This is a genomic window from Ruegeria sp. CG11, from assembly GCF_056537245.1.
The window spans coordinates 1-16,262 of sequence record NZ_JBQFRE010000034.1 but is presented as its reverse complement, the minus strand read 5'-3'; the positions used below and the strand labels follow the sequence as shown (position 1 = coordinate 16,262).

Sequence of the window (16,262 nt, the reverse complement as noted above, 5' to 3'; positions counted from 1 at the left end):
GATTGTCACCGTCTGCTCCTGTGAAATTCGAGCATGCGCTACCAGAACTACGCTCAACCTGACAGGTGGGGACAAAGTTTGCGACAGAACCGGCCCAAGAGGTGCGCTGCTCTTCCATGTCGGCCCGACGCAACCTCAACCTGCTCACCGAACGCAGCTTGGCCCGCGAAATCACCGGCCAGGGCAGATACCGGTTCTGGGCTGCGGTGGTGTGAGCATCGGCCGCTCCACGCTGATTGAGGTTTCAAAGGCAGGTCCGGATGCATGGGGTATGATCGCGCCATCTGAGCGGTCAAGAAAAAGAACGGACAGCTCCAATTGCTGAGCCAAGTGAAGCCCCTTGTTCGCACCCAGTACCATCATGGCCGTGGCCCAGGCATCGGCCAGACAACAGGTTGGTGCTACCACTGTGACGGAACCCGGTGGTTCGGTCAAAGGTGCGCCGCTGGTTGGATCCATAGTGTGCGACAGACGATTGCCAGCCATATCAATCCAATGGCGATAGTCGCCCGAGGTCGCCACAGCGCAATCACAAAGCGCCAATATCGAATGCGCCGCACGATACCCGTGATCGGGCCGTTCGACCGCCACTCCCCAGGGCCGACCGTCCGGAAGGTTGCCAATGGCTCGAAGCTCTCCGTCAATGGACACCAGCGCCGAGGTAATACCAAAATCACGGGCCGTTTCAGCCAGACGATCCACGCCATAGCCTTTGGCAATACCGCACAGATCCAGAGACAATGGGGCGTGTTTGCGCATACGGCAGTTGGACCGGTCAATCTCCAAGACTTCATGCGCGGATCTGCGACGCACACGCAGCGCGGCGCGAATGCGGTCCGGATTGGCTTCGGGTGCCGCGAACCCCCAAGCCGTTACAGCGTCACCCATCCCGATATCAAAAGCACCGCCAGAGACCTGTCCAATGGCAAGGCCGGCCTCAATTACCGTCATCAGATGTTCGGGCACCATTTGCCATTTGCCAGGGACCGCGCGGTTCAGCCGCATCAGGTCGCTGTCGGGATTCCAAGTGGACATCTGGTCATCAATCTCGGAAACAGCACATGCCATCGCCGCTCGCGTAGGACCAGGATCAAAACCGGGCGTGGCGTGGATAATCGCGGACCAACGGGTTCCCATGGTTTGGCCACCGACCGCGTGGCGATCAAGATCAGAAGACGTCTTCGACATAGCGTCCTTCCTTTTTGAGCGTGATGGGGCTTAGCGTGGCGGGGGCCAGGATTGTCTCCAGCGCGTCAAACACTTCAGCGGCCATCTCGCGCCCACCGCAGACCATGATTTGCGCGCCCTGAGCGATCAGATGCCGCACCGCCTCGGCGTCCCGGCGAAGTGCGTCCTGCACATATGCGCGCTCTGGACTGCGGGAATAGGCGGTTGCAATCGAGCTGAGTTTTCCCTCTTGCCGCCAGCGGACGAACTCTTCGCCATAAAACAAGCTGCTCGTGGAAGACCGGGTCCCAAAATACATGTGCATTGGGCGCAGTGTGTCGTTGGCGCGGGCAAAGCCGGCAAGTGGTCCGATACCCGCTCCGGCCCCGATCAGGATAAGAGGTGCTGTGCCCTCCGATGGGTGAAACGTTGGGTTAGGGCGCACAAAGGCAGGAATAACCTCACCCGGCCGCAGTGCCGCCAATTGACCCGAGCACAGACCGCCGGGATGTTTACGCACGCATATTTCGACGAAGCCGTCTCGTGATCCAGAGGCAAGGGAATAATAGCGGGGAGTCGCATCGCCCACGGGGATGACACCAATCAGATCTCCCGCCTGAAAGCGCGCAAAACCACGACCGGTGAGACGCTGCCACAATGACAGGCGCGGTATTTCGAACCGCAGGATCGACGTGGGGGCCTGATCCTCAACACCATAGTCGCGGCGCGAAACCAGTTTGAGATTGACCAGGATCGGATCTTTTGCGTCGGCAAGCGCGAGCCTTGCGCCCACGGCTTTGGACAAAGCATCGATCCAGTCCGCGATCTCTATTTGGGATTGGCGGTCAATGCGGGTCAACGGCAGGAATTCCTGCCATCCGGCCTGTCGCACCGCGCGGCAAACTTGCTCGGCATAGGTGCAGAAGCGTGGAAAGCTTCGGTCCCCAAATCCAAGTACGGCGACCCGGGCCGAAGGTGGACAGCGCATACTGGCGACGCGATCGAGAAAACCGGCAGCCGAACCTGGAGCGTCACCATCGCCCGAGGTCGCGGCAAGGATCAGAACACGTTGGGCAGAAGTATAAATTTCTGGCGAAAAGTTGGACATGGGGGCGACATGCGCGGACAATCCGGCGCAATTCAGGCTGGTGCGCAGCCGTTCGGCAAAGGTCCAGGTGGCGCCTCCTTCTGTCCCGACCAGAATGATCGTATCGGCATTTCCGGCAGCAGTTGTGGCCTTCCTAACCCACGGCAGAAGTACTCGGCCAGATTGTTGCACGTACCCGGTCACCGAAAGAACCGGAACGCTTAGCGCAGCAAGACCCAACAACATACCCAGCACGGCCGCACCATCGCCGGTATGAAGCATATGGATGATGCCTGACGCCTTGTCCAACGCGGTTCTGTTGGTCCAGGCAAGCACTTCACCGCTGCCTTGATCTATGTAGCCAAAACCGGCATCGGTCTTGATAGTGAAAACATCCGTCAGATTTCCATCCCGCGGGAAAGTCAGTTCGCGCAACGCCGCCAAGGGAATTTCGGTCAGCGCCGAGAGCTCCGAAGGCGCCAGCCCACCGGCACCGCTGACTTCGGGAAATGGCGGCAACGGGCTTCCCTCAGGTGCGAAACCAAAGGTCAGTGCGAACAACCACAGGCCGGTTACCGACGACAGCAGAAGGCCAAGACCGGCAAGTCGAGCCACTTCAAGGTGCAACCGCTGTGACCACGGCCCCCGCAACCGTCCAAATAACCGTTTCCAGCCGCCGACGCGCCGCTTGGCGAGTAGGAAGCCCGTCAGGCAGAGGAACAATATTGCAAGGCTGGCGCCTCCGGCGGCAATCCGACCCGCATCACCGCCAAGATAGGCGCGGTGCAAATTGGTAAACCAGAGCTTGCTTGGTGAGGAAACAAGCGGTTCCAGAACCGCCCCGCTTGCAGGATCGACGACCCATTGCGAGGCGAACCCATCGGCATAGGCGTAAACTGTGATCCGTCCGCTGACCGCACGCCTAATCTGCTCCAGCCCTGGGATTGTTTCCTGCAATCGGGCAGCAAAACTTCCCACATCCACGTCGGGTGCGACAGAAGTTCCAAGGGTATCTGCAACAGGAAAAATTGCCAGAACTGAACCACTTAACGCGGTTAAGGATACGAGCAATGCCAGAGCCAGCCCTATCCAGCGGTGAATCGGACGGATCATGGATTTTCTCACATATTGTAGGTGAATTGATCGATATATGCGCGACCCTTCACAGGTTGCCCCGCACCGTCGGTGGTTAACGGCACCACGATCTCGGACGGGCTATCGCGCATGTCTTCGACCGAGACGTCAACATGCAGAACATAGCCCGAATCGAACAACGCTTCGGCCAGGTCGAAACTGACCGACAGCGACTTGCCCGAACCGACACTTGCACCAGTGATGCCGTTGACCTCAGCCGTGTCGCCACCTGTCGCACGATACCAATCTGACAGGCTGTCGTACCATTTGGCGCCTGTCCCCGCCATCCAGAGCGAACCGACATAAGCGCCGTCCGCATCGGTCACGTAGTAAGCCAGATAGGCTCCATCACCCCCGTAGTTTTTAAGCTGGGTCGTAAAGGTAACCTCTTTTGCAAGTACTAGTCCCGGGGCGACTAGCGCTGTGGTCAGTGCAAGTGTAGTCAGCAACTTTTTCATGTCCGTTCACTCCTCAAAATTGGGTTGGGTGCTCAATCAACCTGTGCGGAAGGCGAGGTGTCGTTCAGAAACAAACCATTGTTGGGCGGAACAACGGTTCCGGCTGCCGCCGGGTTTTGAGCAGACCAGTTGGTGCGGCGGTCGTCGCGACGATCGTCATGGCGGTCATTGTGGCCTCGGTCGCGCATGTGACGGCGGTCGTCATCACAATCGTCGTCGTCGCGGTCGCGATGACGGTCATCATCATAAAAATGGTCATCCCAACCATCAAAACTGCCAAAGAGAAACCAACTGTCATCATCTTCGCTGTAGACACCATCTGCGACCCGCAGATCCGAGTTGGACGAATTGTCAGAATTATCCGAAGGAACCGGCTGCTGGGCCAGCTCTCGGATGACTGCAGTTGCCTCGTCCGAGGTTGCATCGACGGTCTGTGCATTCAGTGCGGGAACTAGGGCTCCGGCAAGGATTAAGCCGGACAGAACGGGTATGTGCAGATGTTTCATTGTCAGGGTCCTTTCGTTGTTCGATGGACCCAAAGTGATGCCCGCACCTGAGCACTACCTGAAGAAACAGAATTTTCTGCTTCAGCTTCCTGTCAGGAATAGAGCGCATTAGTGTGTCGGGGAAATAAGAGAGTAAATCATGCGTATCCTGCTGATCGAAGATGACAATGTTCTGGGCGCGGCCGTGCATGACCAGTTGAAGGCCGACGGACATTCGGCTGATTGGGCGACCCGTCTCGACATGGCCGATGACGCGCTGGCTGCCGGGGCTTTTGATCTGGTGCTGTTGGATCTCATGCTCCCTGATGGGCACGGGATACCATTTCTCAAGGCACTTCGGGCAAAGGGTGATGTAACGCCCGTCATCATTCTGACTGCGCTGGACCAGGTCTCGGACCGGATCGCGGGATTGAACGCGGGCGCCGACGACTACATGGTCAAGCCGTTTGACTTGTTCGAGTTGTCGGCCCGGATCGGATCCGTGGCACGGCGTTATTCTGGAAACCCGAATCCGTTGATCCAACATGGCGCGCTGGAAATCGATCTGGCGGCAAAGTCCATTCGACGTAACGGAAAACCAGTCAGTTTGACCGCCCGGGAATGGGCCCTGTTCGAGGCCTTTGTGCAAGCACCGGGGCGCGTTCTGTCAAAAGGGCAACTTGAAGAGCATCTCTACAGTTTCGATGACGCAATCGAAAGCAATACAATCGAGGTGCACGTAAGCCGTTTACGCAAAAAACTGGGCCGGTCGTTCATAGAAACGGAACGAGGCCTTGGTTATCGATTGGGTTCGTCATGAAAGGGCCCCGTTCGCTGCAGTTGCAACTGGCATTGGCGCTTGGTTTGGCGGTGACGGCAATGTGGCTGGTCGCCACTGTAATTACGGCACAGCGTCTTCGCAACGAATTGGACGCGGAGTTCAACAACGCGCTGAACGAGGCGGCGCATCGGCTGCAGCCCCTTGTCGGGCATCACGGAACAGAGCGCCCGGATCGCGGTCGTGACGACGATGACCACTACGAACGCGAAGATCACGACGACGACGAAATCACAGTCAGCGAATTCAGCTATGTCATCTACGACGAGGCAGGACAGGTGGTTTTAAGTTCCGGTACTGCCGATTTGAGCGTGTTTCCCCCTTTCGACAAGGAAGGTTTTATTCAGACCGAAACTCATACTCTGTTCTACGACCGCTATCGGCGTGGGAACTCCGTATATATAGTCGCAGTGGCCGAACCGCTGTCTTATCGCGCGGCCGCAGCCCGGGAATTGGCGCTCAGCCTCAGTATGCCGTTATTGGCGGTTATCCCGCTGAGCCTCGTGGCGATCTTCCTGCTGGTGCGGCACAGTCTGGCCCCGATGCGGTTATTGCGGGGCGATCTGGAGGATCGGAGCGCCTATAACCTTACCCCATTGGAAGACCGTGGCGTACCCAGCGAACTGGTGCCAGTCGTTAACAGCGTCAATGATTTGCTCCATCGTCTGAACGCGGCTTTCGAGGCGGAACGCAGCTTTGCCGCCAATGCCGCCCACGAGTTGCGGACACCCGTTGCGGGTGCCATCGCGCAAGCTCAGAGATTGCAGGTGGAAACCGACGATCCCAGCGCCGCGGTGCGCGCCGGCGACATCCAAAATACATTGAAACGACTAAACAGCCTGTCCGAAAAGCTGATGCAACTTGCCCGCGCCGAGGGTGGCCGGTTGCGGACCGACGGTTCTGTAGATTTGCGGGTAATCTTGAAAATGGTCGTCGATGATTTTGCCAGGCTCGGTTCGGATGACCGGTTTGAGCTGTGCCTTCCGGATCAGCCTGTTCTGTCCGACCTCGATCCCGACGCCTTTGGTATTCTCACCCGAAACCTTGTGGAAAACGCTCTGAAGCACGGCGACCACAACAAGCCGGTTTCAGTGACGCTCACTTCGTCTTGTGAACTGATTGTCGCCAATGCAGGGCCGATTGTGGCTCCCACCGACCTTGAGCAATTGACCGCCCGTTTCGCCCGTCGGAACGGCAAAGTCGAAGGCAGTGGGCTGGGCCTCGCAATCGTCCAGACAATTGTCGGCAGAACGGATGCGCGGCTCGCGCTCAAATCTCCGGCAACCGGTCAACAAGAAGGCTTCGAAGTGTGTATCACGTTCCCTCAGGTAGATTGACATCTCAAGGTTCTGAAGGTGTAGACGCCTCCGCTGGCCTCGGTGTGCTATTGTGGGTTTGCAAACAACCTGAATGATCTCTGATAGAAGTTCGAGAACAATGATGAGAAGAAGAACTGTTATGGGCAAATGTAAACGTTATCCTGAAATATCTATGGGCAGACACGTCTTGAATCGCCGAACATTCTTGCATCAAACTGCGGGCTTTGGTATAGCCGCCTCCGCAGGGCTGGTGGGCCCAGCCCGAGCGGAAACCGCAGCAGGCAACAAGAAGCTCCCTCTGATCGGGTTGGAGGAACATTTCGCGACCAACGCCCTGCAAAGCATGAAAGCGCGCGGAGATGAACGTGTTTTCTCGGGCGGCAAAAGCAGGCCTGAACTTTTGGATGTCGGGGCGGGCCGGATCGCGGATATGGACGCGGCGGGCATTGACATACAGGTGCTCTCTGCAGTGACACCTGGTGCTCAGGAGCTGGTGGGCGCCGAGGGAGTATCCTTTACGCAAGAGTTCAATACCTGGGTGGCGCAAGAGGTGATTGCGTCTTGGCCTGACCGCTTTCGCGCATTTGCCACTCTTCCGTTCTCAGAGCCGGAAGCCGCGGCAGATGAGCTTGAGAGGTCTGTGCGGGAGTATGGGTTTGTCGGATGTATGAACTATGGTCCTGTGGATGGAAAGTTCCTGGATCATGCGGATTTCGACCCCATTCTTGCCCGGGCCGAAATTCTGGGGGTGCCCATCTACATCCATCCGAATTGGCCCACACCTATTGAAAAGCAAGCCTTTTATGACGGGATGGAGGATGAACTTGCGGCCCGGATTCTCAGCGGACCGGGCTATGGCTGGCACCAGGCGGTTGCACTGCAAACTTTGCGCCTGATCATCAGCGGTGCGTTCGACCGGTTCCCGAATCTGCAGATTGTGGTAGGCCATATGGGCGAGGGTCTTCCTTTCTACTATTGGCGGGTGGGGGAGGATCTGGATAGGATCGCCAGCAAGCGCCTGCAAAAACCCGTGCAGCAATATTTTCATGACAACCTCTGGATCACCACCAGTGCGTTTTTCCAGGATGAGTTACTGGATCTGGCGCTGGCGACCATGGGCGAAGACCGGGTTATGTTTTCGGTGGACTACCCGATGGCCAGCGCGCAGATCGGAGCGGATTGGCTTCGGGCCGTTGATCTGCCTTGGGCCATAAAAGAGAAAATCGGCCACAAGAATGCCGAGAGGCTTCTCGGTATACCCGCGCTTTGAAACCAGACTCGGATCGTGCCACTGCCCTTTCATGCCATCAGAACGATGGGGTTTAGTGAGGCACCCCCCGTCTTGCGCCGCGAAGAGCAAATAATCAGTGAATCTCGGTGATTCCGAATTTCAAAGCCGTGTCATCGAGAAAGAATTAGCTACTCGAAAACTACTCGTAACAAGGCGGTAATCACGAAGCTTAGTACGGGCGGCGTTCGGGTGTTCAAGTTTAGTGAGGCAACCTAGTACGGGCATTGTCGCACCCTATTTACTTGGCAGCATAAGTGGAAATTGTGATGTGGTTACCCTGCCAGTTCGGCAAACTGTTGAAACAGTCGGAATTCGGGTGTGAACTGACCATTGCGGATTTTGTTGACCGATTCGACGCTCGCCAACACAGAGCAACAAAACCGAGGTTATCTACCATACTCCTTTTCGAGGTCTCGAAACATTGTATGCACATGGTTTGTCGGATCGCCACCTTCGGCACCGCTGCGCTGATCGAAGGCGAATTCGTTGACGATATCAGGCCCTTTTATCCGGTAGGGTATTTCGCTGCCGGGTTCGGTCGGTCCGCTCCAGGAAAACCATGTGTTGTCGATTCCACGCAAGAATCTCGACTACGTTGCACAGGCATGAAAGGGCGACATCATATCCATCCATTGCGCGGCCAACGCAAGCAGTAGTCTGGGTTGGGTGCCATTGAGGGTGGCGCCGCCAAGCCCTTCTGGTTCGGGCACCACACTGTCATTCCCGGGGCAGGTCACAATCCGGCCACGTGTCTCACTCGCCAACGCGCCCGTCAAATCCCGTCAGATATGGATTGCTCAGAACGCCTGAGAAATACAGTTGCTAGTTATTGAAGTAAGTTACGAAATGACTTTGGACTTCAAAAGCCCCGCAGTACGGATGATACTTGGCTCGATTTGCTCGTTTGATGCACAGGCAAAACCAAGCAGGAGCCCGGGATCAACTCTGGCACACTCACTGAAAATAGAAAGAGGGAGACAGTCGATACCCGAATCCCAAAGTCGCCGAGCCATATCCAGATCCGAGATTGAGTTATCAGAAAATCGGGCCACAAGGTGCATCCCGGCTAGGCAAGGTTCCTGTTGTAGAATATCTGAGGCATGATCCCTCAGGGCCGCAACAAGGGTGTCACGGCGGTGCTGGTAGGCTAGTCTCATTTTGCGGATATGGGCGTTAAAACTGCCGTCCTCCATGAAGTAGGCCATAGCCTTTTGTTGCATCAGCGAAACGTTCTGACTCAGTAGTGTCTCAGCCGCTGAAAATGCTGGACCAAGACCTGCAGGACAGATCAAGTATCCCAAACGCATTGAAGGGAACATCGATTTTGAAAAACTGCCGACGTACAAAACACGATCATGTTTGTCCAAGGCTTTCAGAGCCGGCAGGGGACGCTGCTCATAGTGGAACTCGCTGTCATAATCGTCTTCGATAATCCAACTGGCTTGGGACTGCGCCACATCAAGTAACTCCAAGCGGCGCGAGAGACTCATAGTCATGCCAAGAGGGTGTTGATGAGACGGGGTTACAAACGCTAGTGCGCATTCACCGTACAAAGTCAGAGCACTTGCGAGTGAAAATCCTTCAACATCCAATGGCACCGGTTTTACGGTGAACCCGTGCAGACGCGCTGCGTCGCGAAAGGCGATGTGGCCGGGATCCTCAGTCCAGATAGTGTCACCTCTGGTCAACAAAGTCAGGAGCACGAGTGAGAAGGCCTGCTGAGCGCCGGAAGTTATGACGATTTGTTCTGGGTCACATTCGATGCCGCGGTTGTCGAAGACGTGCGCTTTTATGGCGATTTTGAGTTCGTGCAACCCGCTGGAGGGACCATAGCCTAAAAGCTGGATGTCTTGGGACCTCGTCGCCCGGGACAATGCCTCGGCCCATGCCCGTCGCGGGAAGAGATCAAGAGCAGGAATACCGGGACGAAACGCCCGCACATGAGATAGGCGTGTGGTGGCTAGAGATTCTTGGATGCGCTGGATATGTGGTGCGATCGGTTCAACCTTGCGCGAGCGTCTTCTGCGTCGTTTCTGCGACGGCAGAACGGGGATGCTTCCGTTCGATAAACGTGCCACATATGTCCCCGAGCCTCGTCGTGTTTCGAGGAACCCTTCGGTCGTGAGTTGCTCGAAAGCATTCTTGATAGTTAGGCGTGACACGCCCAAGTCCTGCGCAAGCTGTCGGGTCGATGGCATCCGGACATCCGCTGGCAGGCTGCCCTGAACAATGGCCTTTCGAATTCTGTTTTCCAGCTGACGTGTCATTGGCACACTACTTTGTCGTTCAAGGTTTAGCATCGACAGCAAAGCACCACCGGTCTTCTTCATTAAACACCTCTTCGTCGGGGGTAGTTCACCCAAAGTGGGTATATCAGAAAGTTCCGAGTGGGTATTTTCACATACCCACCTAATAAGGGCAATATCAGACCGCAATCGACGGCCATACACCGTTGTGGGCATGAACATGGGCATTCCCGCCGGTTGGCGGCAGAATTCAAGGATCGAGACGTGAACGATTATCCTCAATTTCCTGATGGGCTTCATCTAATTGCACGTTGGAAGGGTGGAGACCCGGATGCCCGAGAAGAACTGCGCCGAATCTTCGACGATACGATTGCGGGCAGGATGGACGAAGAGTTCAAGCGTCCTTCGACTACGGATCGCGTTCACGTGTCGGCCTCGGTACACATGCTGGCGCTGGCTATCCTGCACGACCTCTACGGCATCGATTCCGCAGCATATTACAAGGGCGACCCGGAGCGTTATGCACGAACCAATCTGATCACCAGCCGACTGCTGGGTGTGGACAAGGTTTATACCGTCTGGGCGCTTTACGGCTTTACCTGCGAACAGGTCGGGCAAAAGATGATGTATCCCGACCGCTTTCCACCCGGATCTGACCCGGACGAGCCGCTGCTCAATAAGGACAACTGGCGCGATCTGAAGACGCCGGATTTCGAAACTGGCGTGGCCAGGGTCATCACCGACATGCTGCGCGAGACCGAACGTTTGACTGGGATGGAGCCGCTGTTGCAGATCTCAGCACCCTACAGCTTTGCCGCTGATATCTACGGTCAGGAACCGCTGCTGGCTGACGTGGTACATGATCCCAATTTTGTGAACGAACTGCTGGATTTCCTGGCCGACACAATCTTGCTTCCCTGGATCGAGCATTTCATCAAAGAATTCCCCAACGGCTGGATCGAACTGTCGGATGCCTCGGGCTCGCCCTTCTTCATCGGCCCCGAGAACTGCAAGAATATAGCCATTCGCTCGATGCGCCGCATGACCGAGGACAAGCCGTGGGCGGATCGCCTGTTCGATTGCAATTATCGCGGCGATCACGTTGCAACCGCAACCAAACGCGACCGCAGTTCGCGGCGGCGCGCGGCGGCCAAGGCCGAAACCGGACCAAGCGTCGGGTTGCTGGAGTTGACCGAACACAAGCATGCGGTCTGCCCAAAATTCATCATGCGGCTCGAGGCTGACAAGGTCGAAGTTCCCTTCTACGTCGATCAGGCCATCACGCGCGGTGTACCTTTGACGACGGGCATCGGCTCGCGTCAGATCGACGCCAACAGCGTAGGTGATCTGGAAGCTGCCAAAATCGAAATCAAAGAGGTGGCCGAGACCTTTGTCGCCGCACAGAAGGAAGTAGCCGAAAAGGTTGAAATGCCGTCAGACCGCTTCCGTATGCAGCCCTGGCCCAGCCATATCTACTTTGAAGACATCGCTGCTGAATCCCAGTTCGAAATGGTCGAGATCATCATCCGCACAGTGCGTGAACAAGGTGCTTTTGCGGCCAGCGCAGGCGCGTAACAAAGGCTTTGGAGAGATAGGAAAACATGACCAAGCATCAGATCTTTTCTGGAAGCCAAGTCAAAGTCTTTCCGGAAAAACCCGGAAGCCATAATGTGGTAATTGTACTGACGGGTGGTTTCTCGCTCCTGAGTCTTGCGGCTTTGACAGATGTGTTGGACACGGTGGGTGTTGTTAGCGCCCGGCACAAGGTACAGGTTCGCATGTTGTCTGTCGACGGCCAAGTGGTGAGATCGAGATCCAAAGGGATGATACTGCCGGACGGGTCGCTGGAAACTGAAACCAACTTGTCGCAAAGCGATGCCGTTGTGTTGTGTTCCGGCCCTCTGCTGACGTGCGAAGAACGTAAAGCGATCATCAGGATCGTGCGCTGGTGCCGTCGATCTGCGATACCGGTCTGTTTGATCGGGGCTGCGGTTCGTGCGGCTGCAGAAACCGGACATTTGACAAAAGGCACTGACCATTGGTCCCGCATCCATTCTAACAGCGAATCTTTGCCGGATGTCGAGTTTCAGAATGCAATCTTCGTCGAAGATGGAAATTTGGTTACTTGCTGTGGCGAACTGGGGGCAATGGATTTTGCCCTGCACTGGGTCAGCAAAAGGATATCTTCGGCTGTTTCCGCCAAAATTCGCAATCACCTGATTCTGTCCTCGGCCCGCAGCGCGGACCGCACGCAGACCTGTACGGTATCCGATACCTACAAGGGCGCTCCGGCGCAGCTGCAAAAGATAATCGGAGTTATGATGGAGAACCTTGAGGAGCCTCTGGCCATCTCCAACGTCGCGCATCGCGCTGGCCTGTCGATCCGTCAGGTTGAACGGTTGTTTGCACGCTACCTATCAACCTCGCCAGTAAAGTTCTACCGCGGCAAGCAATACGAGCGGGCCCGGGTTTTGATTGAGGATACGAACATGACGGTCACCGAAGTGGCACTTGCATGTGGATTCTCCTCGTTTTCCGCTTTTGGCAAAGGGTTCAGAAAGCAATTCGGAATTGCGCCAGCCAAGCTAAGGCTGGCTCAGCAATCACTGCAATGATGGTTTTTTGTCTGAACCCCAGTGCACAGGCGCTGCCGCCTTCCGCAACTGCCGTTGACTCCATGCAAGGATATCTGACGCAATGTTGACTACTCCAGATGCAGCGAAGCATGCTGCTATGATTGCTGAAATCGCGTCCCGGACCGCACGGCGTTACTTTCGAGGTCAGTTGGGGGTCGAGTTCAAGCTGGACGAGAGCCCGGTCACCCAAGCCGACAAGGCGGTTGAGGCCGAAGTCCGCGCCTGTCTTGAGCAGCACTTTCCAAACCATGGTATTTTTGGCGAAGAACATGGATTTGACGGGAAGGATTGTCGCAAGGTCTGGATTATCGACCCGATCGATGGCACCCGATCCTTCCTGTCAGGGCATCCGCTGTTCGGGTTTCTGCTGGGGCATCTGGTCGATGGCAAACCAGATATCGGCGTCATCGGGATGCCCGCGCTTGACGAAGTCTTCATGGGTGTACCGGGCAGGGGCGCTACATTGAATGGCAATGCAATCGTGACTTCGAACCAGACGCGGCTGGATCAGTCCATTCTCTTCGTTAACGAAGGGGACAAGATCTATCGAGATCACCCGGAGTTATTTGCCAAGCTGATGCAATCGGGGCAGACCCGCCGGTTTGCATATGACTGCTATCCGCACGCTCTGTTGGCAGCCGGGCATGTGGATGCGGTGATCGACTATGATCTGCAACCCTATGACTACCTGCCAGTTCTGGCCGTGGTAGAGGCCGCCGGCGGCGTGATGACGGACTGGGAGGGCCAGCCGCTGGATCTAAATTCCGACGGTCGGGTGATTTCCGCGGCGACCCGCGAACTGCACGCCGAGATGCTTGCATTGGTGAAGGGGCACTGACTTGGCAATTGTCAGTTTCATCATAAGCCTGGCCGGAGCGACAATGCTGTTGCTCTATGCTGTGCGCATGGTGCGCACGGGCATAGAGCGCAGTTATGGCGCCTCGTTCCAGCGGGTGATGACAGGTCAGCGCAGCTATGTGCAGGCGTGTATGGTCGGCGTTGCTATGGCCATCGTATTACAAAGCTCGGCGGCGGTGGCGTTGTTGGCATCGGGCTTTGCTGCCAGTGGGATGCTGGCCTTCCCGGCCGGGTTGGCGATTGTGCTGGGCGGCGATCTGGGCTCGGCACTGATCATTCAGATTCTATCATTTCAGCTGGACTGGCTGGTGCCCTTGCTGCTGGCGGTTGGCGGCTATCTGTTCGTCAAGACCGAGGCCAAGAAAGCCATGCAGTTGGGCCGTATCCTGATGGGAGTGGCCTTTATTCTGATCTCGCTGCGGTTCCTGCGCGAGGCGATGGACCCTATCCGCGACAGCGCCTTTCTTCCTGCCATCGCCGACTATCTGGCGCGCGATTACATCACTGCGTTTCTTGTCGGCGGGGGTCTGGCCTTCGTAATGCATTCCTCGGTGGCCGCAATCCTGATGTGCGTCACGCTGGTGCAGATCGATGCCATTCCGTTTGCGGCGGGGCTGTCTTTGGTGCTGGGCGCGAATTTTGGGTCGGCCTTCATTCCGGTCTGGCTGACGCGCGGGATGGATCTGGTAGCTCGTCGCATCCCTTATGCCAACCTGGTCCTGCGTGGCACCTGGGCTGTGGTCACATTGTTTGCCGCGAACATGGCGCTGCGCTCGGGGATGCTGGGCGACCCGCAAGGCGGACAGATGCTGGTCAGTGCGCATCTGGCATTCAATGCGTCATTGCTGGTTCTGGCCCTTCCGTTCTGCGGCAAGTTGCGGGGTTTGTTCGAGCGCTTGATGCCCGAGCCCGCAACGGTCGAAACTGCGGCGCAGATCGGTCGACCGGTGAGTGCACTGGATATGCGCAATCTCGGTAGCCCGAGCCAATCGCTTTCCAGCCTCAAGCGCGAATTGCTGCGGATGAGCGATCTGGTCGAGTCGATGTTCAGACCCGCGCTGGAACTCTATCGCAGTGGCGACAAGGAACAGATTCGAGCGGTCCGTGCGATCGACGAAGATGTGAATGATTGCCTGTCGCGTATCCGGAAATATGTGGCAGCGATTTCAACCGAAGATTTTGGCAAACAGAACGCCAAGGTGGCGCGGGACCAGATGGAATATGCGATCCGTCTGGAAACAGCGGGGGATGTCGCGGCTAAGCGCCTGACCGTACTGGCGGTTGACATGCGCAAAAAAGGGGCTTCGTTTTCGAAAGAGGGCTGGTTGGAACTTCTGGAGATGCATGAAGGCATTCTGGCCAATATCAAACTGGCCTCAAATGTTCTGATCTCGGACGATCTGGAAAGCGCGCGATTGCTGAGCGTCGAAAAGACCGAAATCAAGCGGGCCGAGCGGGACAGCCGCAAACGCCATCTCAGACGGTTGCAGCATGGCACGACCGAAAGCTTTGAAACCAGCGATATCCATCTGGAAACCCTGCGCGCGTTTCGCGAATTCAACAGCCATATCGCCGCTGTGGCCTATCCGATCCTCTATCGGAACGGGCAATTGCTGGAAACGCGTCTGATCGAGGACATGCCGCGCATGAAAAAGGACTCTGACACAGAGGTAAAGGAATGACCGCGCCAGTTGAAATCTTGAACGAGTCGGGAAAAGGCCCCGTTGTCCTGCTGTGTGAACATGCCAGTGCCGCGATCCCGCCGGAGTATAACGCCTTGGGCCTGGCCGAGGTCGACCGGACCAGCCATGCGGCGTGGGATCCGGGAGCGCGAGCGCTGAGTCTGGCCCTGTCACTGGCCCTGGACGCACCGGTTGTGGCGTCGAAAGTGTCTCGGTTGGTGTATGACTGCAATCGCCCGCCCGAGGCGGCGAGTGCGATGCCGGAACGCTCTGAACTAATCGAGGTGCCGGGTAATGCACGGCTAACGCAGGTACAGCGCGCGGCGCGCACCCGGGCAGTCTACGATCCCTTCTGTGCTGCGGTATCTCGGGTGCTGGATGCACGGGGGCCGGATACAGTCGTGGTGACGGTGCATTCCTTTACTCCGATCTATTTTGGGCAGCCGAGGGCGGTTGAGTTGGGGCTGTTGCATGACGAAGACAGCCGTCTGGTCGACGCGATGTTGGACCATGTGGGCCGCATTCCCCACCGAAAAACCGAGCGGAACCAACCCTACGGCCCGGGTGACGGGGTGACCCATTCACTGCGATTGCACGCGCTCAGCCGGGGGCTGGCCAATGTGATGATAGAGGTGCGCAACGATCTTTTGCGGACCGATGAACAGGTCGCCTCGATGGCGACAGAAATACTGGCGCTTCTGGAACCAGCGCTGAAGAATATCACGATCAAGGAGGATGTATCGTGAGCGGAGCTCTTAGTTTCGACGATCTGAAAGCCAAATTCGAAGCAGGCGAGGTCGACACGGTTCTGGTCTGCATGGTCGACATGCAGGGGCGTTTGATGGGCAAGCGGTTTCATGCCGGGCACTTCGTGGCGGGTGCATGGCAGGAAACCCATTGCTGCAACTACCTGCTGGCCACTGATCTTGAGATGGCCACCCCCGATGGCTATGCGGCCACCAGTTGGGAGCGGGGTTACGGTGACTATGTCATGAAACCGGACCTCAGCACCCTGCGCCCGGTGCCGTGGCTGGAAGGCACTGCGATGGTGATGTGTGACG

Annotated in this window: 14 protein-coding genes and 1 pseudogene; 9 read left to right on the top strand and 6 right to left on the bottom strand. The window is 56.8% G+C overall.

What is annotated here, in order from left to right:
* Positions 1-171 precede the first annotated feature (171 nt).
* The 4 genes from ACR0KW_RS23540 to ACR0KW_RS23525 are packed head-to-tail and all read right to left on the bottom strand — an operon-like array spanning position 172 to position 4,352.
* Entirely contained in the window at positions 172-1,188 is a 1,017-nt protein-coding gene (locus ACR0KW_RS23540) for an FAD:protein FMN transferase (RefSeq protein WP_480807196.1), read from the bottom strand.
* Complete coding sequence (locus ACR0KW_RS23535) at positions 1,169-3,367, bottom strand: PepSY domain-containing protein (RefSeq protein ID WP_480807195.1); 2,199 nt, start codon at positions 3,365-3,367, stop codon at positions 1,169-1,171. Before ACR0KW_RS23535 ends, ACR0KW_RS23540 begins: the two co-directional genes overlap by 20 nt.
* An 8-nt stretch (positions 3,368-3,375) precedes the next feature.
* Positions 3,376-3,846 (bottom strand): DUF2271 domain-containing protein, encoded by a 471-nt coding sequence (locus tag ACR0KW_RS23530; RefSeq protein WP_480807194.1) that lies wholly within the window; start codon positions 3,844-3,846, stop codon positions 3,376-3,378.
* Between the two features lie 32 nt (positions 3,847-3,878).
* A complete protein-coding gene (locus tag ACR0KW_RS23525) occupies positions 3,879-4,352 on the bottom strand; it encodes a hypothetical protein (RefSeq protein WP_480807193.1) in 474 nt (157 codons plus the stop codon).
* A gap of 139 nt (positions 4,353-4,491) precedes the next feature.
* Between ACR0KW_RS23525 and ACR0KW_RS23520 the strand changes: the two genes are divergently transcribed.
* From ACR0KW_RS23520 to ACR0KW_RS23510, 3 genes are all read left to right on the top strand, one after another.
* Positions 4,492-5,151, top strand: coding sequence for a response regulator transcription factor (locus tag ACR0KW_RS23520; RefSeq protein WP_480807192.1), 660 nt, complete (start codon positions 4,492-4,494; stop codon positions 5,149-5,151).
* On the top strand, positions 5,148-6,506 hold the full coding sequence (locus ACR0KW_RS23515) for an ATP-binding protein (RefSeq protein ID WP_480807191.1): 1,359 nt from the start codon (positions 5,148-5,150) through the stop codon (positions 6,504-6,506). The genes ACR0KW_RS23520 and ACR0KW_RS23515 overlap by 4 nt, the downstream gene beginning before the upstream one ends.
* Positions 6,507-6,738: 232 nt before the next feature.
* Complete coding sequence (locus ACR0KW_RS23510; protein WP_480807190.1) at positions 6,739-7,758, top strand: amidohydrolase family protein; 1,020 nt, start codon at positions 6,739-6,741, stop codon at positions 7,756-7,758.
* A 407-nt stretch (positions 7,759-8,165) separates the two neighbouring features.
* On the opposite strand, the gene ACR0KW_RS23505 is transcribed toward ACR0KW_RS23510, so the two are convergent.
* Both ACR0KW_RS23505 and pdxR read right to left on the bottom strand, forming a co-directional pair.
* Positions 8,166-8,360 (bottom strand): DUF3500 domain-containing protein, encoded by a 195-nt coding sequence (locus ACR0KW_RS23505; RefSeq protein WP_480807189.1) that lies wholly within the window; start codon positions 8,358-8,360, stop codon positions 8,166-8,168.
* Between the two features lie 258 nt (positions 8,361-8,618).
* Positions 8,619-10,109 (bottom strand): MocR-like pyridoxine biosynthesis transcription factor PdxR, encoded by a 1,491-nt coding sequence (gene pdxR / locus ACR0KW_RS23500; RefSeq protein ID WP_480807188.1) that lies wholly within the window; start codon positions 10,107-10,109, stop codon positions 8,619-8,621.
* Positions 10,110-10,289: 180 nt separating this feature from the next.
* Here pdxR and ACR0KW_RS23495 point away from each other — a divergent pair, with 180 nt between their 5' ends.
* The 6 genes and pseudogenes from ACR0KW_RS23495 to ACR0KW_RS23470 form a co-directional block, all read left to right on the top strand.
* The gene (locus ACR0KW_RS23495; RefSeq protein ID WP_480807187.1) at positions 10,290-11,600 is read left to right on the top strand and encodes a uroporphyrinogen decarboxylase family protein; all 1,311 of its coding nucleotides are present in this window, start codon (positions 10,290-10,292) and stop codon (positions 11,598-11,600) included.
* 95 nt (positions 11,601-11,695) lie between these two features.
* The gene (locus ACR0KW_RS23490) at positions 11,696-12,640 is read left to right on the top strand and encodes a GlxA family transcriptional regulator (RefSeq protein WP_480807186.1); all 945 of its coding nucleotides are present in this window, start codon (positions 11,696-11,698) and stop codon (positions 12,638-12,640) included.
* A 118-nt stretch (positions 12,641-12,758) separates the two neighbouring features.
* Entirely contained in the window at positions 12,759-13,499 is a 741-nt protein-coding gene (locus ACR0KW_RS23485; protein ID WP_480807185.1) for an inositol monophosphatase family protein, read from the top strand.
* Position 13,500: 1 nt separating this feature from the next.
* Positions 13,501-15,201: a Na/Pi cotransporter family protein gene (locus ACR0KW_RS23480; protein ID WP_480807184.1), complete on the top strand. Its 1,701-nt coding sequence runs from the start codon at positions 13,501-13,503 to the stop codon at positions 15,199-15,201.
* A complete protein-coding gene (locus tag ACR0KW_RS23475; RefSeq protein WP_480807183.1) occupies positions 15,198-15,947 on the top strand; it encodes an N-formylglutamate amidohydrolase in 750 nt (249 codons plus the stop codon). The genes ACR0KW_RS23480 and ACR0KW_RS23475 overlap by 4 nt, the downstream gene beginning before the upstream one ends.
* A pseudogene (locus ACR0KW_RS23470) lies at positions 15,944-16,262 on the top strand (glutamine synthetase); the annotation flags it as partial. The gene ACR0KW_RS23475 and the pseudogene ACR0KW_RS23470, both read left to right, overlap by 4 nt.